General features: G+C 39.2%; 19 protein-coding genes. 12 read left to right on the plus strand and 7 right to left on the minus strand.

All coding sequences use genetic code 11. The annotated features are described in order from the left end of the window. Positions 1-2: 2 nt before the first annotated feature. Complete coding sequence (locus ACL8WY_RS04850; RefSeq protein WP_436517298.1) at positions 3-1,076, minus strand: DUF1573 domain-containing protein; 1,074 nt, start codon at positions 1,074-1,076, stop codon at positions 3-5. A gap of 66 nt (positions 1,077-1,142) precedes the next feature. Here ACL8WY_RS04850 and trpS point away from each other — a divergent pair, with 66 nt between their 5' ends. The 4 genes from trpS (at position 1,143) to pgi (ending at position 6,547) form a co-directional block, all read left to right on the plus strand. Beyond that, on the plus strand, positions 1,143-2,114 hold the full coding sequence (gene trpS, locus ACL8WY_RS04855; RefSeq protein ID WP_436517299.1) for a tryptophan--tRNA ligase: 972 nt from the start codon (positions 1,143-1,145) through the stop codon (positions 2,112-2,114). Positions 2,115-2,116: 2 nt separating this feature from the next. Continuing rightward, positions 2,117-3,823 carry a phospho-sugar mutase gene (locus ACL8WY_RS04860; RefSeq protein ID WP_436517300.1) on the plus strand — a complete coding sequence of 569 codons (1,707 nt, stop codon included), beginning with the start codon at positions 2,117-2,119 and terminating at the stop codon, positions 3,821-3,823. A 114-nt stretch (positions 3,824-3,937) separates the two neighbouring features. Then, the gene (locus ACL8WY_RS04865) at positions 3,938-4,945 is read left to right on the plus strand and encodes a calcium/sodium antiporter (protein WP_436517301.1); all 1,008 of its coding nucleotides are present in this window, start codon (positions 3,938-3,940) and stop codon (positions 4,943-4,945) included. A 12-nt stretch (positions 4,946-4,957) separates the two neighbouring features. Continuing rightward, positions 4,958-6,547: a glucose-6-phosphate isomerase gene (gene pgi / locus ACL8WY_RS04870; RefSeq protein WP_436517302.1), complete on the plus strand. Its 1,590-nt coding sequence runs from the start codon at positions 4,958-4,960 to the stop codon at positions 6,545-6,547. On the opposite strand, the gene ACL8WY_RS04875 is transcribed toward pgi, so the two are convergent. Next, a complete protein-coding gene (locus ACL8WY_RS04875; protein ID WP_436517303.1) occupies positions 6,526-7,260 on the minus strand; it encodes a TrmH family RNA methyltransferase in 735 nt (244 codons plus the stop codon). The genes pgi and ACL8WY_RS04875 overlap by 22 nt on opposite strands. Before the next feature lie 5 nt (positions 7,261-7,265). Here ACL8WY_RS04875 and ACL8WY_RS04880 point away from each other — a divergent pair, with 5 nt between their 5' ends. Together ACL8WY_RS04880 and hemF are read left to right on the plus strand one after the other, a co-directional pair. Continuing rightward, the gene (locus tag ACL8WY_RS04880; protein ID WP_436517304.1) at positions 7,266-10,127 is read left to right on the plus strand and encodes a BamA/TamA family outer membrane protein; all 2,862 of its coding nucleotides are present in this window, start codon (positions 7,266-7,268) and stop codon (positions 10,125-10,127) included. Continuing rightward, the gene (gene hemF, locus ACL8WY_RS04885; protein WP_436517305.1) at positions 10,127-11,023 is read left to right on the plus strand and encodes an oxygen-dependent coproporphyrinogen oxidase; all 897 of its coding nucleotides are present in this window, start codon (positions 10,127-10,129) and stop codon (positions 11,021-11,023) included. Before ACL8WY_RS04880 ends, hemF begins: the two co-directional genes overlap by 1 nt. 36 nt (positions 11,024-11,059) lie before the next feature. On the opposite strand, the gene ACL8WY_RS04890 is transcribed toward hemF, so the two are convergent. Beyond that, the gene (locus tag ACL8WY_RS04890) at positions 11,060-11,764 is read right to left on the minus strand and encodes a LytR/AlgR family response regulator transcription factor (RefSeq protein WP_436517306.1); all 705 of its coding nucleotides are present in this window, start codon (positions 11,762-11,764) and stop codon (positions 11,060-11,062) included. Then, positions 11,765-12,346 (minus strand): riboflavin synthase, encoded by a 582-nt coding sequence (locus ACL8WY_RS04895; RefSeq protein ID WP_436517307.1) that lies wholly within the window; start codon positions 12,344-12,346, stop codon positions 11,765-11,767. It lies immediately after the preceding gene. 23 nt (positions 12,347-12,369) lie between these two features. On the opposite strand from ACL8WY_RS04895, the gene ACL8WY_RS04900 reads away from it, so the two are divergent. The 5 genes from ACL8WY_RS04900 (at position 12,370) to ACL8WY_RS04920 (ending at position 15,881) form a co-directional block, all read left to right on the plus strand. After that, positions 12,370-13,029 (plus strand): protein-L-isoaspartate(D-aspartate) O-methyltransferase, encoded by a 660-nt coding sequence (locus ACL8WY_RS04900; protein WP_436518048.1) that lies wholly within the window; start codon positions 12,370-12,372, stop codon positions 13,027-13,029. 103 nt (positions 13,030-13,132) lie between these two features. Next, the gene (locus tag ACL8WY_RS04905; protein ID WP_436517308.1) at positions 13,133-13,654 is read left to right on the plus strand and encodes an acyl-CoA thioesterase; all 522 of its coding nucleotides are present in this window, start codon (positions 13,133-13,135) and stop codon (positions 13,652-13,654) included. Between the two features lie 3 nt (positions 13,655-13,657). Then, entirely contained in the window at positions 13,658-14,239 is a 582-nt protein-coding gene (locus tag ACL8WY_RS04910) for a hypothetical protein (RefSeq protein WP_436517309.1), read from the plus strand. A 10-nt stretch (positions 14,240-14,249) separates the two neighbouring features. Next, the gene (locus ACL8WY_RS04915; protein ID WP_436517310.1) at positions 14,250-15,317 is read left to right on the plus strand and encodes an OmpA family protein; all 1,068 of its coding nucleotides are present in this window, start codon (positions 14,250-14,252) and stop codon (positions 15,315-15,317) included. Between the two features lie 27 nt (positions 15,318-15,344). Then, complete coding sequence (locus ACL8WY_RS04920; RefSeq protein ID WP_436517311.1) at positions 15,345-15,881, plus strand: DUF1456 family protein; 537 nt, start codon at positions 15,345-15,347, stop codon at positions 15,879-15,881. Here the strand turns inward: ACL8WY_RS04920 and ACL8WY_RS04925 are convergent, their stop codons facing one another. Continuing rightward, on the minus strand, positions 15,882-16,346 hold the full coding sequence (locus ACL8WY_RS04925; protein WP_436517312.1) for a hypothetical protein: 465 nt from the start codon (positions 16,344-16,346) through the stop codon (positions 15,882-15,884). A gap of 125 nt (positions 16,347-16,471) precedes the next feature. On the opposite strand from ACL8WY_RS04925, the gene ACL8WY_RS04930 reads away from it, so the two are divergent. Continuing rightward, the gene (locus ACL8WY_RS04930; protein ID WP_436517313.1) at positions 16,472-17,578 is read left to right on the plus strand and encodes a DUF2911 domain-containing protein; all 1,107 of its coding nucleotides are present in this window, start codon (positions 16,472-16,474) and stop codon (positions 17,576-17,578) included. Here the strand turns inward: ACL8WY_RS04930 and ACL8WY_RS04935 are convergent, their stop codons facing one another. Further along, positions 17,579-18,565 (minus strand): helix-turn-helix domain-containing protein, encoded by a 987-nt coding sequence (locus tag ACL8WY_RS04935; RefSeq protein ID WP_436517314.1) that lies wholly within the window; start codon positions 18,563-18,565, stop codon positions 17,579-17,581. It abuts the gene before it with no gap. Between the two features lie 30 nt (positions 18,566-18,595). Beyond that, positions 18,596-19,702, minus strand: coding sequence for a peroxiredoxin family protein (locus ACL8WY_RS04940; RefSeq protein ID WP_436517315.1), 1,107 nt, complete (start codon positions 19,700-19,702; stop codon positions 18,596-18,598). Positions 19,703-19,706: the final 4 nt, after the last annotated feature.

The raw sequence follows: 19,706 nt of genomic DNA on the forward strand, positions 1-19,706 counted from the left end.
ATCTACTTCGCCACTTTTCCTTTTATAGTAACAATTTGTGTGGGTGTAACTGGGTCGTTTGAATAGAGAGTAATCGACTTGTATTGGTTTCCACGCATTTCAGAGGTATCAAAAAAGACTTTAAGCGTTTGGCTTTTGCCTTTTTTGATGCCTTTATTTTTTAGTTCGTAGGTGATACAACCACAGTTTGATTTCACGCTTCTGAATAGAAGTTTCTCTTTGCCGGTATTCTTAAGCTCAAATTCAATCTCAAGCTGAGTGCCGGCTGCAACAGATCCAAAATCATGTGACCTATCCGTGATTTCTAGCTTCGGAGCATTATCCAATTCCTCTGCAGACATTTCCGGAAAATACTCATCAATCACTGCGATGACAGAAATGTTTTCCTTGGAATCAGGCTCCAGTTCAATGTTATCACTCACATATCCAAAATCATTCTTCTTGATTGGGTCATACGCAACCTTTAATTCCCCTATCTCACGAGGATTTAAAAAATCCTGCACCAAAGACACCGAAATATGACCCGGCAAAGTCATTAACGAAGGGTCGAGCGTTACTATCGTGTCAGAGCTATTGTAAATATCGAACGACTTCTCAACCACTTTTTCAGTTGTAATTTTCCCCATATTCATACCTCGATACTTCAATCGAAAAACACCCAAATTGACAGGGTATTCTTGCTCAGGAGTCTTGGGTCTTGGCTTTACATATCCAGAGATATACAAAGTTTTATTTGAAGATGCATCTGTAGTGGTAATCCTTAGTGATTTTCTGAACTTTCCAGGACGGTTCCTTGGGTTATATTTCGCCTTCACATAACCGGAATCTCCAGGCATAACTTCCTCACTTGTCCAACCTGGAGTTGTGCATCCACAAGAGGCCTTTACACTAGTGATTCGAATCGGCTCTTCTCCAACATTGACAAAACCAAAAGTAAATTCAGCAGGCCCATTTTCCTCTCTGATTTCTCCAAAGTCATGATCCAATTTTTCAAAATCCAACTTTGATTGCCCCATAGTTGTTATAAAAACGAAGAGAGTTGAAATTGATAAAAAAAGTCTCACTGTTAATTTCATTTTGGTTCTTTTTAAGACGAAAGACAAAGCTTCAAATTATATAGGTTTGCACAAATTTTTCAATTAATGGCGCGAATACTAACTGGTATCCAGAGTTCTGGCAAACCGCATTTAGGTAATCTATTAGGTGCAATAATGCCAGCAATAGAATTATCTAAGGACAAAGAAAACGAATCTTTCTTTTTTATTGCTGATTTACACTCCCTTACCACTATTAAAGATTCAAAATTACGCATAGAAAACACCAACGCAGTGGCTGCCGCGTGGTTAGCCTGCGGATTTGACACTAATTCAAATACTTTTTACAGGCAGTCTCGTGTTCCTGCATGCTGTGAGCTCACTTGGTATTTAAATTGCTTCACACCGTTCCCGATGCTGGCCAATGCCCATTCCTTTAAAGATAAGTCAGATCGCCTGTCGGATGTAAACGCCGGGCTTTTTGACTACCCGGTACTTATGGCATCAGACATCTTACTTTATGATGCAAATTTTGTCCCTGTAGGAAAAGATCAAAAACAGCATCTGGAAATGACCAGAGATATGGCGACCTCTTTTAATCATCAGTTTGGAGAAGTGTTTACGATTCCGGAAGCATTGATTGATGATCAGGTAATGACAATTCCCGGTACAGACGGCCAGAAAATGAGTAAAAGTTATGGCAACATCATAGATGTTTTCTTACCTGAGAAGAAATTAAGGAAGAATGTTATGCAAATCGTAACTGACAGCACACCACTTGAAGAGCCTAAAAATCCAGACACCTGTCATGTGTTTTCTATCTATAAACTCTTGGCAACCCAAGATCAGACTGCTGATATGAGGAAAAAATACCTAGGTGGCAATTATGGATATGGTCATGCAAAACAGGAGCTCTTCGAACTGTTGCTGGAGAAATTTAGTGCCGAAAGAGAAAAGTATGCTTATTACATGGATAATCTAGACGAGTTGGAAACTCAACTTCGAAAGGGGGAAGAGAAAGCTGCTGTTGTTGCTGAAGAAGTTCTGAATAGAGTGAAAACAAAACTAGGATTTGCATAGCAATGGAAGCAAAAAACAAAGCACTTCAATGGCTTGAGGCCGCCAATATGGATGAAAATTCCAAAGCGGAAATCAATCGATTGATAGATAATCCTGATGATCTTGCTGAATCGTTTCAAGTAGACCTGGAGTTTGGAACGGGTGGTTTGAGAGGGATCATGGGAATCGGTACGAATCGAATGAACAAGTACACTGTAGGTATGGCTACACAAGGGTTTTCAAATTATCTCAAACATCAATTTAGTGGAGATATTAAAGTAGCAATAGCACATGATAGCAGAAATAATAGTCGGTTCTTTGCTGAAACCACGGCAAATGTATTCTCAGCAAATGGAATCACTGTCTTGTTATTTGAAGACCTAAGGCCAACTCCACAATTATCATTTGCGATTCGTCACTTGGGTTGTCAAGGAGGTGTTGTGCTTACTGCTTCTCATAATCCAAAAGAGTACAATGGCTACAAAGCCTACTGGTCAGATGGAGGACAACTAGTGCCACCTCATGACAAGAACGTTATTGATGAGGTTAAAAAGATTAAATCCATCGATGACATCAATTTTAAAGCAAACGTTGGTTTGATTCAATCACTAGGTCATGAAATGGATGAGGCATATCTAGACATGATTGCTGATTTATCTCTTGCACCGGATGTCGTTAAGTCATTTTGCGATCTAAAAATTGTATTCTCCTCTATCCATGGGACCGGAATAACTATGGTTCCAAGAGCTTTAGGAAAAATTGGTTTCAACAACGTTCATATTGTAAAGGAACAGGAAACGCCAGACGGTGATTTTCCAACAGTAGTTTATCCCAACCCGGAAGAAAAAGAAGCCATGTCTATGGCCTTGAAAGCAGCCGAAACCATAGATGCTGATATTGTGATGGCAACAGATCCTGATGCTGATCGAGTAGGTATCGCAGTGAAAAACACCAAAGGAGAGTTTCAACTTCTCAACGGAAATCAGACTGGAGCAATGCTCGTCTATTATCTTCTCAAAAAATGGGACGAGAAGGGTCTCAAAGGAAACGAATACATAGGGAAGACAATAGTTACCACGGAACTAATAAGAGATATCGCTAAAAGTTTTGATACAAATTGCTATGATACTTTGACTGGCTTCAAGTGGATCGCTGCGATGATTCGAGAGAAAGAAGGAAAAGAAATTTTTATAGGAGGTGGCGAAGAAAGCTACGGCTACATGATCGGTGAACGTGTAAGAGATAAAGATGCAGTTGCTAGTAGCGTCATGATCGCTGAGATGGCGGCCTGGGCCAAGAGTCAAAATCTTACAGTATTCCAACTTTTAGTTCAGATATATAAGGAGTACGGATTTTATTATGAAGAATTAAAATCCATTACAAAAAAGGGACTCAAAGGAGCTGATGAAATCAAGGAAATGATGAACAACTTTCGAGAACATCCGCCTTCTCACCTGGCAAACTCTAAAGTGAATGAAGTGATTGACTATCAGGAAGGATTCAAAATAAAAGGCGAAGGAAAAAAAGAAGCTCTCAGCTTTCCAAAATCGAATGTACTTCAATACCTTACTGAGGATGGAACAAAAGTAAGTATCCGACCATCAGGAACAGAGCCGAAAATTAAATTTTACTTTTCGGTTATGAGCAAATTGGAAAATGGAGACTATTTTGGTACTGAGGATAAATTGAAAGAAAAAATCCATAACTTATTGAATGACTTGAATTTGTGATCAAAAGGCAAATTATTGGATTAAATAAACCAAAAGTGTTAATTTGCGAAGATTAGAAGGATGAATTAAAATAGTCGTTCGAAGTGTGAGTCACCAATCTAACCTAAAACTGAATTGAGTAACGTATTACTAAATTTTTTGCTTGTAATCGTAGGTTTTGTTCTCCTAATTAAAGGAGCAGATTACCTAGTAAACGGAGCCTCATCTTTAGCCAAGCGTTTTAATGTTTCTGACATAGCAATCGGATTGACCGTTGTGGCCATGGGAACTTCAGCTCCTGAGCTTGTGGTAAACATCATTTCAGGTTCCGTTCAAGACGGAGGAAGCGGTGCTAATGAAGTAGTGTTCGGTAACATCATTGGATCGAACATCTTCAACATTTTTCTCATTTTAGGTATCGCCAGCATCATCTACCCACTGACAGTAGAAAGGAATGCACTTTGGAAAGAGGTGCCCTACTCGTTATTAGCTACATTCATTTTCTTTATCCTGGTTAATGACGCATTGTTTTTTGATTCAGAGGTCAACATGCTTGATGTCACAGACGGGATAATTTTACTTGTAATGTTTGTACTGTTCTTGGTTTATATTTTTATGAACTTGAGCAGAAATCCCGAAGCAGAAGTAGAAGATATTGAACTTTATGGCAGTCTTAAAACAACTATCATGATCGTTTTAGGAATTGTAGGATTAGTCTTTGGAGGGAATTTGATTGTAGAGAATGCCGTTACAATTGCAAAATTTTATCATGTGAGTGACAAAATGATTGGATTAACCATCCTTGCAGCCGGCACATCACTTCCCGAATTAGCCACATCGGCTGTAGCTGCGTTTCACAAAAAATCCGATTTGGCTGTAGGGAATATTGTTGGGTCAAATATTTTTAACCTGCTACTTGTTTTAGGTGCCACGTCAATCGTTCACGCTCCATTGGTATTCACTCCTACTCTCAATACAGATTTATATGTTGTGATGCTAGGTACATTAATGCTATTCATCTTCATGTTTACCCTTGATAAGTACAAACTGGACAGAGCTGAAGGAGTGGTTTATCTGTTAGGCTTTCTTATTTACTCTTATTATCTGTTTGTAAGAGAAGATATCCTTCCTGGACTTTTCTAAATTACTTTAATCATGCTTCCAAAAATTGACCCAACGACCACTAAGTCATGGGCAAAGCTCAGTGAATTAGCTGAAGAAGAATATCGTATTCAAAACCTTCTTAGCGATCCCTCTAGAATTGGCAAATTTACTTTCGACTTAGAAGATTTTTATTTTGATTTTTCAAAGAACGAAATATCGGATGACGTAATATCCACACTGATAGCCCTTGCTAAAGAGTGCAAGCTGAGTGAAGGGATTAACGAGATGTTCAATGGAGCTCGGATTAACGAAACAGAAAACCGAGCAGTTCAACATGCACTTCTAAGAGCCCGTGGTGACAAGCATGTGGAGAAGGAGCTCAATAAAATCAAAAAATTTACAACACATCTCCATGATGGAACTATAAAAGGGCATAAGGACAATCCAATTACCGATGTGGTTAATATTGGAATTGGTGGTTCAGACCTTGGCCCAAAGATGATTACATACGCTTTGCGTCCCTTTTGGAAAGAGGTCACGCCTCATTTCATCTCAAATGTTGATGCTGCGCAAATGAAAGAGACGCTGGAGAGTCTTAATCCGGCTACTACACTTTTTATCATTGCTTCTAAAACCTTCACCACACAGGAGACATTAACCAATGCCCTATCCGCTAAAGATTGGTTCTTAAAGAGTGGTGGAAGTCAACAGGATGTTAGCAAACATTTTGTAGCAGTAAGCACTAATGAAAAGGCCGTAAATGATTTTGGTATCTCCAGTAAAAATTTGTTTGAGTTTTGGGATTGGGTTGGGGGACGATTTTCACTTTGGTCTGCAATAGGATTAAGTATTGCTTGTACTGTAGGTTATGATCATTTTGAATCTTTGCTATCAGGTGCAAAAAAGATGGATGACCACTTCCGAACTGCAGAATTTGACAATAACCTTCCAATAATCTCCGCGCTAATCGGTATTTGGTATAATAATTTTAAGAACTACGACTCAATGGCAATATTACCTTACGATCACAGACTAAGGTATCTCCCATCCTATCTACAACAAGTAGATATGGAAAGCAATGGAAAATATATTGACAGATCAGGAAACGAGGTAAATCATCAAACAGGACCAATTATTTGGGGTGAGCCAGGAACGAACGGTCAGCATGCCTTCTACCAATTAATTCATCAGGGAACAAAGGTTATTCCATGTGAATTTATTGGTATTGTAAATCCAGCACATAAGCACTTTGATCATCATGAAAAGCTATTGGCAAATTTCTTTGCTCAATCAGAAGCTCTTCTGATGGGTAAAACAAAAGCGCAAGTAGAACAAGAAATTGGTGCTGATGCTAACGATATCTTGAAGCACTCTAAAGTCTTTAAAGGGAATAGGCCCTCTACAAGCATTCTAATTAAAGAACTAACCCCATACAACTTAGGAAAGTTGGTTGCTTACTACGAGCATAGAGTCTTTACCCAAGGTTTAATTTGGAATATTTTCAGCTTTGATCAGTGGGGAGTTGAACTGGGAAAACAATTGTCAAAACCAATCCTTAGTGAGATTAAAGAAAAGAAAGAAGGTTCACATGATGCGTCTACTAGTTCATTAATGAAACGCTACTTAGACATGCGTAAATGAGAAGCAATTATTCCTGTTGCAATACCAACATTAAGTGATTCCGCCTTTCCGTACTTTGGAATTGTGACAAACTCTGAAACCTGATTCTTGGCACTCTCACTGATGCCATGAGACTCACTCCCCATAATCATCACTGATGGTGCCTTGAAATCAACGTCATTGATATTCTTTCCATGCATGTCAGCTGCATGAACCTCAAGAGTATTAAGCTTAAAAAAATCATTCAATTCAACAGTTACGACTTTGACTCTGGTGAATGAACCCATGGTGCTATTGATAACTTTGGGATGATAGAACTCTGCACAGTCTGACGACAAAACCACCTGACCAAATCCAAACCAGTCCAATGTTCGTATAATTGTCCCAACATTCCCCGGATCACCTACTCCATCCAATACGAAGATGTGTTGATCAAATTTGATATCATCCAATGCCCAGCTTTCCATCCTAGCTATCGCAATACAATCCTCATTGGTTTTGAAAGTTCCGAGCTGCGACAGAATATCAGCTGTGACAATTTCATTTCGATGCTTACCCGATTTCAAATTCGAAGCAAAATAATGCTCGGTTCCAGCGACTATTTCTACTTTGAAGTCTGATTTTAGTAACTCTTGCACATTTTTTGCACCTTCTACTAAAAAGCACTTCTCACGCATGCGGTACTTCTTAACTTTGAGCGATTTTATATATTTCTGGTCTTTCCGAGAGAGCATCTGATTTGAAGCAATTATTTAAATTAAGCCAAATATCACTATTCGCAGGCATAATCCTTACCTCCTGTCTGGGTTCTAAGTTTTTGGTTGAAGATCAGCGGCTTTTAGCAAGCCAGAAGGTCAATGGGCTTTCAGGATCATTACAGGATAATGCAAGGGGGCTATACGAAAGTCAAGCCAATACACGAGTCCCTTTTGGATATCCCTTTACACACTTAAATCACTTTTATGAATTAGGTGAAGAAGGGATTGGTTATAAGCGAGATATTGCTCGTCTTGAGTTACGCAAAAAACATCTTATATCTAAGTATACGCAAAAGATTGAAAATTCAAATGCAAAATTGTCCTTGCAAAATCGTCTACAACGAAAACTAGAACGACGTAAAGCAAAAATTCAAAGAGTACATGACAGGCTTGACAGAAAGGTTGTAAAAAGGAAAGCACGGTTAGAAAAATTTGAAATCAGATACAATGGCCGTATCGCAAATACCTCAAATACTAAGAAATTAAAAAACATAAAGAGCAAACTAAACTGGAAGAGGTTTAGAAAAGAACAAAAAATCGATAAGCTCGAAAATGACGAATGGATAGGTTTATGGTATTTTGATGTCAATATAGCTCGAGCTAAAAGAGATTCTTTATCTGCCAAATACGATCGTAAAATAGCCAACGCAGAAACCGAGAAAAAAAGGCAAAAATTTAGAAACAAGCGAGCTAAAAAGTACGACAATAAAAACCGAAAGGTCAAACAAGGAAATCAGCTAATGCGCTGGGGAGAGCCCTTGGCAATCTATAATCATTCCTCCTCAAGACTTACTGCTCAAAAAATAACTCAGTACCTAGCTTCTGAAGGTTACTTTGATGCAACCGTACAAATCGACACCGCTCATTTTGATAGCTTAAATTCAACTGGGAAATTTGCTCGAGGAGCTCGAGATTGGGTCACTGGATGGTTCGGAAATAGTTATCGTGATATTGACCTCAATTACAATGTAAAGCTTAATACACGCTATGTAATTGACTCTATTCAGTATGACATTGCCGACACAGTACTAAGAGCCCTAATCTTCGAAAACATTGAAGAATCTCCCCTCAAAAAAGGGTATTACAAGCAAGAAATATTAAGTAAAGAGCGGGATTTTATACACACTCTGGCATTGAATAATGGCTATTATGAGTTTTCTAAACAGTACATCGAATTCAATATCGACTCAGTTCAGCTAGGTAGAGATACTGTAATCGTAAGAGAAGTAATTAAGAATCCTGTAGGCAAAAATGAGCATAAGATATTCTACCTGGATTCTATAGTTTTTATTACAGATGCAAGTGTAAATGAAACCTTCAACAGAACGGAGGAAAAATATCGTGATATAACTTTTAAGTTCGGCCGAAATAGGTATTCAAAGAAGGTGTTGGAGTGGCGTGTGCCACTAGAACAGGATGATCCGTACAGTAGGGATCTGACTCTGGAAACCCAAAGACAGCTATCCTATCTGGACAACTTCAAATTCATCAACATAAATTACGATACCACCGGAAACTACTTTGTAGCTAATATTTTCACATCACCTTTCGATAAGTATCAAACATCCAGTGAGTTTGGCCTTTCTCGAACCCAAGGTAGGCCGGGACCATTTGTAAACATTAATTTAAAAAATCGAAACACCTTCCGAACGCTTGAAATATTGAGTTTAGATGCAAATGCTAAACTAGAAGACCTTCAATCAGTGCGTGAAGAAACCGGCTTTGATGGTAACTACACCTCGCGTCAGTTTGGAGCCGAGGCTGCTATTACTTTCCCTCAATTCTTATTCCCGTTGGGATCTTATTATAAAAACAAGATTGGACGATTCAATCCCAAAACCCGTGTCTCCTTTGGTTTTTCTTTTGAAGACCGTGTGAATGAATATAGAAGGTTGACCTATCGAGGAACTTGGGCGTATAGCTGGCAAGTGAGAGATCAGGTCAAGTATACACTGACTCCATTACAACTTAGCTTGATTGATGCAACGAAAACACAGGAATTCCAAGCTTTCCTGGATACTGAAATAGCTGCCACTAATCCATATGCACTCGCATTTAATTCAGCCATTGTCAGTAGCACCGCATTTCGCCTAGATCTCAATCTCGGTGATTACACCAATGGCCAGGATGGTGGGTACGTACAGTTCAATGCAGAGGTTGGAGGTAATCTCAATAGCGTTCTTGGTACTTCTCTTTTTGGTGATAGCCTCGAAACCTATCAATTCGCCAAATCGCAAATTGATTTGAGAAAGATTGAGCGCTTAACCCGAAATACAAACCTGGCTTTTCGATTAAATGTAGGTCTGGCATATCCATATGGGGATAATCAATCATTACCTTACGAAAAATACTTTTTTGCCGGAGGAAGTAGCAGTATCAGAGCTTGGAGACCCAGACGTCTAGGCCCGGGAGCATTTGGTATTTTTGAAAAAGATGATGCTGATAACCCAACAGAATTCATTGACTATAGTAATGAACAACGAGGTGAATTATTGATTGAATCGAGCGTGGAGCTAAGGCAAGATTTAGTTGGGTTTTTGGAGGGTGCTATTTTTGTGGATGCGGGGAATATTTGGACAGTTAGAAACTCGTTGGTTGAAGCCGATAGAGATGCAGAAGGTGACGATGGAGTATTCAGATTCAATGAATTTATGAATGAAATGGCAGTTGGTACAGGAATAGGCCTAAGATTTGACTTACAATTCCTAGTCTTCAGATTAGACCTTGGGATGAAGCTGTTTGATCCCGCTCAGAAAAAAGGAGAACGATTTGTAGGCGATGAAATATTCTCCAATTTCAGTAGAAATTCAGAAATAAATATTGGTATCGGATATCCATTTTAATGACAATCAAAAAAGAAGAAATAGCAGAATGGTTTAAAATCCTACAAGAATCCATATGCGATTCACTTGAAAAGCTAGACGGTAAGTCAACTTTCGAAGAAGATCAATGGATGCGGCCAGAAGGTGGTGGCGGTAGATCAAGAGTCATTGGCGGTGATGGCCTCATAGAAAAAGGGGGCGTGAATTTTTCTGCTGTCTCAGGTCCAACACCGGATAAAATTCTGCGAGCACTTAATCTTCCTGAAGCTGAGTTTTTTGCATCAGGCGTCTCAATTGTACTGCATCCAAAGAATCCATGGGTTCCGATAATTCATATGAATATTCGCTATTTCGAAATGAGCAATGGAGTTTGGTGGTTTGGTGGTGGGATCGACTTAACCCCTCACACTGTAATTCCCGAAAAGGCCAAAAATTTTCATCAATTCCTAAAAAATACGTGCGATAAACACGACCCTTCATACTATTCAAAATTCAAGAAATGGGCTGACGATTATTTTTATGTCAAGCACAGGGATGAAACGCGTGGTATCGGAGGTATTTTCTTTGATCGACTTACTGATTCCGAAGGTAAATCGAAAGAAGATCGGTGGAAGTTTGTTCAGGAAGTGGGTGAAACTTTTGTGCCAGCATACACAGATGCAGTATCAGAAGTTAGAGAAAAGACCTTTTCAGAAGTTGACAAAAATTGGCAAAAAATCAGAAGAGGCAGGTATGTAGAGTTCAATCTTGTACACGACAAAGGAACCAAGTTTGGCCTGGATACAAACGGCAGAACGGAATCAATTCTGATGAGTTTACCTCCGGAAGTTAATTGGGTATACAATCATCAGCCAGAAACAGAGCAGCAAAAACAAACTTTAGAATTACTAAAAAAAGGCATTGACTGGATATCCTAACCACTCAATGCCTCGAAGTTTTTTAAGAGAAACTGATTATAGAAGGTTGAATTTCTCCATCAATGATTCCTTATAAGATGCACCTATTGAGAATGTCTTCTCCCCTATGTGCACTTGGAGATCTTCTATCTTATGAATTTTATTTCTATTGATGATATAGCTTCTGTGTACCCGACTAAAGATACTTTCAGGTAGCCGTTTTTCGATTCCTTTCATAGTGTGATGAACAATGTGCTTTTTGCCACTTTCGGTATTAAAAATGACATAATCAGCAAGTGCTTCAACAAAAAGGATGTGGTCATAGCTCAACCTAAATAGCTTCCCATCACTCTTTACATAGATATGATCTTCTTGCTCAGCAATGAGTTTCTCCTTCTCCAGATTCTCCTTCACCTTATTCACCGCTTTCATGAAGCGCTCGTACTCTACCGGCTTCACCAGGTAATCCGCTACAGCATCCTCAAATGCTTCAATCGCATATTCCTTTTTTGATGTAACCAGAATTACATTGTAAGCGTGCTGAAGTGACTTCACTAAATCCAGCCCACTCATGCCAGGCATTTCTATGTCTAGAAATACGATATCTACATCGTTTGCACTTTCTCCCAAAAGGATATCATGTGCTTCCTGCGTATTGTCCAGATCGTGAGACAGAACGAGTGAGTCCGTCTTATCTATAAATTTTTTAATAACTAGACGCGACATTTTGTCGTCATCTACCACCATGCAATTGAGTGCCATCTATTTTCTATTTAGGATTAGGTGAATATACTTTCCAATAATATCAAATTCAATATTTACAACACTACCAACTGCCAGCTGATTGAAGTTGGTATAGTCAAATGTATATGGAATTATCGCTACAGAAAAGTATTTTTTATCAACGTTAAAACAAGTAAGGCTAGTACCGTTAATACAAATGCTTCCCTTCTCAACAACAAGACCCTCTTCTTCCAATTCAAAAGTCATCAACCAACTGCCATTTTCATCTTTAATTGAATGCACTTTAGCGGTAGCATCAACATGGCCTTGAACAATATGACCATCAAAGCGACCATCAGCCTTCATGCACCTCTCCAGGTTTAATTGATCACCAACTACCACATTTCCAATATTGGATTTTTTTAGCGTTTCATCGATGGCAGTAACCCAATGCATTCCTTCATCAACCTTGGTTACCGTCAGGCATACACCATTGTGTGATACACTCTGATCGATTTTAAGTTTATTGGATATATCTGACGAAATCGCAAAATCAACATTTGATCCTTGTTGATTTATTTCTTCTACTTTCCCTACTGTTTCGACTATTCCTGTAAACACGCTGATTAAATTTAAGCTTCAAAATAAGTGAATTGGAAGATACCTACAAGCATAAAGGCTTACGCAAGCAATTGGTTTCGGAGATTGCAAAAAAAGGAATTACCGATAAGGCAGTTCTGAGTGCCATTGGCAAGATTCCTCGTCACTATTTTTTTGATAAAATATTTGATACTCATGCGTATGAGGATAAAGCATTTCCCATTGAATCCGGCCAAACCATAAGCCAGCCTTACACTGTGGCATTCCAATCTCAGCTTTTGCAAGTTAAGCCTGGTGATAAAATTTTGGAGATCGGCACAGGATCGGGATACCAGGCCGCAGTATTGGTGGAACTGGGAGCAGATGTGTACACCATCGAGTATCAGAAAAAGCTGTATCAGAAAGTAATTCGTTTTTTACCCAAGCTTGGCTATCAGCCACACATGTATCAAGGTGATGGATCGAAGGGTATGCACAGGTTCGCTCCTTACGATGGCATCATTGTAACAGCAGGAGCACCTACTATTCCAGAGGAGCTGATACAGCAATTAAAAATTGGTGGAAGATTAGTGATACCTGTCGGGAACAATGACATACAATCTATGGTTTTGATCCAAAAAATTGACGAAAACAAAATAAAAAAGAAGCAATTCGACCATTTCAGCTTCGTACCTTTGCGAGGTGATAAAGGCTGGTCCACCTAAGGGTGGATTTAAATATTGAGATAAATAGTGCCTTACAACAAATTATTTTTCAAGGAGCCCAATTTTGGCGAATATGATATAAACTCAGAAAGAAAACCCACATATGAAAAAGGTAAAAAACTGTAAGGATTCGTTTGTAACCATGACTGAATTGGTGCTCCCTAATGATACCAATGGTCTGGACAATCTCATGGGTGGTCGCCTCATGCACTGGATGGATATAGCAGCAGCCATTGCTGCCCAAAAGCACTCCAATCGGATTGTAGTTACAGCTTCGGTAGACAATATTTCTTTTTCAGAGCCTATCAGGAAAGGAAATACTGTGACAATCTCTGCTTTTGTGACACGAGCATTCAATTCTTCCATGGAGGTGTATTTGGAGGTGATAGCAGAAGATATTCCTGCAGATAAAAAAGTGCATACAAATCGAGCTTTTTTCACATTTGTAGCAGTGGATCAGTCGGGCAAGCCTATAGATATCCCGGAAGTAGAGCCTGAAACAGACTTTGAAAAAGAGCTTTTTGAAGGAGCGCTAAGAAGACGTCAACTTAGACTGGTGCTTGGTAAACGCATGAAACCGAGTGACGCAAAAGAACTAAAGTCTATATTTGATATGGAAGACTGATCCATGAAACGCGAACATCTACATCATTTTATCACAGAAGAAATCTACATACTCCCGCAAGACGAAAACATAGCGGAGCACTTGCAAAGTCAAGCAATAGAAGAAGAAGTTGAATCAACTAATAATTCACCAATAGATAAATCAGAGCAAAAGGTAGAGAAACAAGTAGTTGAAGAATTAGAGCAAAAGCCAAAAAAACAGGAAGTTGTCGAGTCAGAAGAAACGCCGGCTCACATTGAGACAAAACAGGAATCACCTGAAATACCTCATCATGATTTAGAGGATGCGGGTGAAATTTCATTTGCTGTTTTCCACAACAGTCACGATGCCTCAGATATTGAACTTTTGCATAAAATCATAGATGCTTGTAAGCTCCCACACGATCAATACAAGATTTTTGGTGGTGGTTTTGACCAGTCTGTTCATTTCAAGAAAGCACTTGTATTTGTACCTGAAGCAAAGGCATTTTACACTCCTATTCCATATAAGAATAGCATGTTTCTCTGCTCTAAACCGCTTGATCAGATATCGGGTGATGTACAGGAGAAAGCGAAGCTTTGGGGAGCCTTGCAGAAGTTTGTTTAAATTCTCGGTAATGAGGACACTTCTTGTTTTCCTTTGTTTAACGCTCATATCTTCCTTAAAGGCCCAAAATCTAATTCCAAATCCAAGCTTTGAGGAATACTCTTCTTGCCCAACCAATCATACCACTCAATACGAACCAATAAAGACTAAACATTGGGCATCTCCCACAACAGGCACACCTGACTTGTTCAGTGCATGTGCCTTTCAGATAGTTTCTACGCCGAGAAACTTTGCTGGCATTGCTTATCCTCCAGATGGAAACAATTATGTCGGAATGTATTTTGGAGGTCCTCGTAAAACTGAGTTTAGCTATCGTGAATATCTTATTTGCCGGCTCAATGAAATTCTAGAGAAAGATGTTTTATATCTATTTGAATTTTTCGCAAAACCCGCCACCAATTCCCGATACATGATTGATCGCCTGTCCTATGCATTTACTACAGATTCAATTGCAGTAGATCATGACAATGAGCTTAGCGACATCAAACACAAAACAATACTTGTTGACACACTAGAAGTTATCAATGGATGGTATAAAGTGAGCACAATTTATAAGGCCAATGGTACGGAGGCGTATCTAACGATTGGTGACTTCATTCCTCCTCAAGTTGGCCAATATGAAAAAATGCTTAAAATGACCTACCAGCTAAAAGGTGGTAGATCTGTGTATTATCTATTTGATAATTTCTCACTATCAGAGTTGAATGCAAAAAAAGAAAGCTTCGCCATTGAAGAACCATTCAGTCTTGAAAATATCTATTTCGAATTTGACTCGTATAAACTCAATCCATCAGCAATTTCGGATCTTTCAGAATTGGCCAAATTCTTAAAATCTAACACCGAAACAATTCTAAAGATTTATGGTAGTACAGATTCCAAAGGAAGTAGTGACTATAATGAAGTCTTATCTCAAAAGAGAGCGCAAGCGGTCAAAGAGGTTCTTATAAATTATCAGGTTGAAGAATCTCGATTACTAGCTTTCGGTATTGGAGAACTTAAAGACGAAAATGTTCAGGACTCATTGAATAGACGAACTGAATTCCTAATTATTCCAAAAAACTTTTCAATAGATCAGTAAAAGAGCTCTACCTACCTTTACCTCCTCATGAACAACAACGATATCCTGCGGCGTATTCGATACACATTGGACTTGAGTGATGATAAAGTCATCAAACTATTCAAGCACGGCGGCAAGGAAGTTTCGCGAGCCGAGATTAGCGATTGGCTAAAAAAGGATGACGATGAAGATCAGAAGCCTATCTACGATGTAGATCTGGCTGCTTTTCTCAATGGGCTTATTATCAAGCATCGTGGGAAGAAAGATGGTGAACAGCCCAAACCTGAAAAAAGCCTGAATAACAATCAGATCTTTCGAAAAATTAAGATCGCTCTTAATCTACGAGATGAAGACATTGTAGCACTAATGGATCTAGCTGATTTTGAGGTTAGTAAACATGAGATCAATGCCATCTTTCGCAAGCCAACTCAGAAGCAATATCGAGTTTGCAAGGATCAATTCCTTCGAAATTTTCTAGAAGGACTAAAGGTAAAATACCGTGACACGAAAAAAGATACTGAAGTTACAGATGAGCCCGCTGAAAAAAAGCCGACTCGTGTGATCACCAGACCGAAGCGCGATTGATTATTTGAATTTCTTTTCTCGATTCTTCTTGGCTTTATTCACCTTTGCTATTGAATCGAAACTAAGACCTATTGAGGTGGCAACCATTGCGCCTCCAAGGAAGTAGGGTCCTTTGATAACCTGGTATTCCTCTCTCCCAACCCGATCTTCATGAAAAACGCTTCCAACAAAATTTGCACATAGACCTAGCAAAAAAACGGTTCCTCCAGTTACACCCAGGATATTTGCTGCAGTTCGTCTTTTTACCGCTTTCTTAAGATAGAGATTGATAGCAGGATCACTCCAATCATAGGATTTCGTGATGAATCCATTTTCATTAAGCCACTTCGTTCTTCCTTTTTTATAAGGATTCTGAATTTTGACAATGGTCTCTTGTGCTTGAGTTGAATCAGCCTCCTGAGAAAGTGACTCAATTGAAAAAAGTAAGACAATGCAGAACAGGTAAGTAGTGAGTGTGAGTTTCATACTTATTTGTCAACAACTGTTTTATAAACCCTCAAAATCAACACATTTATAAGTACTTCTCCTCATTTCAGAAAGCAGGATAGCCGGATCGATCCTGTTAATGAGTTTTGAAAAAAACTCAAACAATGAAAAAGACACAACTACTACTTATCGTTGGATGCATTTTCTGCACCTCACTTTCTTTCGGACAATTCCACACGTTAAAGATTCCAAAAGCAAGTAATCATGTCCGTGAAACTCAGACTTTGGGAGTGACTGATATCACTTTAGATTATCACAGTCCAGCCACGCGAGGAAGAGATGTTTGGAATAACCCCAATATAATCCCGCTAAATGGTGTCCCTATTGCCTGGCGTGCTGGAGCCAACATGAATACCACTATTTCATTCTCCACAGATGTTATGATACAGGGAGAAAGGCTACCACAAGGCACCTATGGGTTTCATGTCATCCCACGGGGTGAAGTTTACGATCTCATTTTCGCTCACAATTCTAATCAGTGGGGAAGCTACTATTTGGACCTGAAGAATGATGTCACTTTAACAGTAGAGGTGGAAGCTGAAGAATGTCCCCCTTCAGAAAAACTTGATTTCGAATTTTTGAACTGGAGCGAAAATGAGGTAACAATAGCACTGGAATGGGACAATCGAAGGCTCCCGTTTAAAGTAAGTGTAGACTTGAATGAAACGGTTGTTGCGAGCTTTAGAAGCGAGCTAAGAGGAATAAATACTTATCATTGGCAGGCATGGAACGATGCGGCACAGTGGTGCCTCAATCACGATACTAATCTGGATGAAGCAGTGGAGTGGGCTAATAGATCTATCAATGGAGGGTTTAATGGTTTTGCTTCAAATAAAAATATCACAAACCTTACAACCAAGGCTCAACTGCTCAATAAACTTGAGAGAGACACAGAATTGGATCAAACTATATCAGAGATTTCAAACATGGATCAGTCTGCCAATGAAGTAAATGCATTTTGCATTTTCCTGCTCAGAATTGATAAACCAGAAGCAGCACTTCAATCATTAAACACGAATATTAAAAAATACCCAGATGCCTGGTTCCTGAAGCTGAACCGAGGCTTGGCCAATTACTTTCTGGATAATCAAACAAAAGCATTAAAAGAGCTAAAAGCAGTAAGGGAGTTAACTCCTGATTTTTTCAAGCAGCGTATGGAAGAAATCGTAGCAGAAGTAGAGGCAGGCACATATAAAATACCTAGATCATGATTATGCAGACATCAATGCTGCAGCTCTCTGATATTCTGTTGGTGTTTGACCTGTCACTTTCTTGAACGAGGCGTAAAAAGCAGAGGGTGAGGTGAATCCAACGTCGTAAGCCAGCGATTCAATTTTCAAATGCTCCTTTTTAGAATCAAGGAGCATTTGTTTTATTTCTTCAATTCGAAAATAGTTAAGTGCTTCAGGAAATGATCGATTGTATAACTGTTTTACACTTCGAGTAACCAAGTAAGAAGGAATTCCGTGCTGGCTGGAGAATTGTTGAAGATTCAGTCCTTGCTCTCTAAATACCTTCTGATTTTCAAAAGCTTCTTTAACCTTAGACAGTGTATTATCTGATAATTTAACGGTTAAGCCTTTTGCAAAACCTCCTGATTTGAACGATTGATAAAAAATCCAATAAAGAAATACAGATGCGATGATTGACCCGAAAGCATAGTCCATCATAGTATTAGAGAGGTGTTGATAAGCCAATGCCAACCACACACCGGAAGTCATGAAAAGAACTTTTCGATCCCAGCTTGATCCCTTTTGAAATTTTGTGGCGTATACCCAGGAAGCAATCAAGTAGAGCAATAGGACAATCGTACCTCCTTTATACATAATTGTTTCCCACCGACTAGGGCTTACAATGTAGCATCCTAAAGCTCCGGATACGGGCAATATAAAATGTACTGCACTTCTAATTTTAAAGCTCTTATCAGCTTGCACAAATAACCAAATCAACGGGCCGATTGATGCTAGTCCTAAGAAACCTAATGCCAATCCAACAGGCGCTATATCATTAGCCAGAAAGTAAATGATTGATTTTCCAACTCGAAGGCATATCGCCAACAAGATTAAGCCAACCCAAAGGTGTCTTGAGTTTTCTTTTCGTTTTATGGATAGGAAGAAAATCGAAAGGAACAATGAAATTGCAACTGCACTTCCGGATAAAACGCCAAATATTCCAATGGTATTCACAAGGATTACCATACGGTTAAATCTTAAAAAGAGTTCAGAATTTTATCCGAATATCTCTTTCAGCTTGGCGGCAAGACTGGCGCCTCGTAGATTTTTGGCAATGATAATCCCGTCAGGGTCAATTAGAAATGTTGCTGGTATAGCTCCTACCTGGTAATCCTGAGCGGCTTCACTTCTCCAGTACTTTAAGTCAGACACATGCAGCCAAGGCAATCCGTCTTGCTCTATCGCCTGAAGCCACTTGTCACGCGTTCTATCCAATGAAACACCCAATATTTCAAAATTATGATCAGAATATTCATTGTAGAGTCGAACGACATTCGGATTTTCTGCTCGACATGGTCGGCACCATGCTGCCCAAAAGTCGATTAGAACGTAATTTCCTTTCAAAGAGCTCAACTTGACCACCTCACCATTTGGGTTTTGAAGAGCAATCTCAGGAGCTTCTTTTCCTATAGCCAGACTTTTCTTGGATGACACTTGTGAAATTAAAGATGCTACATGAAAATTTTCTGGCATCTCTGCCTGAAGCTCGGTAGCAATAGAATCAATGAAGTATACATTTTGGTTTGCATCGATCATTTGCAACCCGTAGAATGCTGATAACGATGGGCTAGCCTCACGAATTAATCCTTTTAGCTCTGCTTCAGCTTCCTTGGCAAGATCCATCATTTGATATTGTATACTTTGAAATGTCTCAGAATCACTTTCAGCGCGAGCTTTACGTTGAGCGTTTTGCATTCCTTGAATCTGAGTGCGAAACCTCTCCATCAAGGCGTCCATTTGTTGCTTGTATTCGGTATCATAGGATCCTGATATTTCAGAAAAACCGCGTGGGTCATTGCCATCCGCATTTACAACTACTTCCGTTTCCTCTCCTGTCAAAACAAGTGTAATAATCTGCTTTCCGTTGAAATTGACACGATAGAAAGCAGGTTCTTGTATATCCAGATAAGTGCCGAAAGACCCATCAGTATCCACCTGAAGCGTATCTAAAGTTTGAACGCCATTTTCTGTTATTTGCTCCACATAAGCAAAACCTCCTGGGGAGAATTGCTCTAAGTTGCCGGAAAGCTTTACGCCATCTGTGGCCGTTTGATCACATCCAAGGAGGAATAAGACAAATACTAAAATTGAAATATGCTTCATCGTT

Source organism: Ekhidna algicida (assembly GCF_051379705.1).
Taxonomy (GTDB): Bacteria; Bacteroidota; Bacteroidia; order Cytophagales; family Cyclobacteriaceae; genus Ekhidna.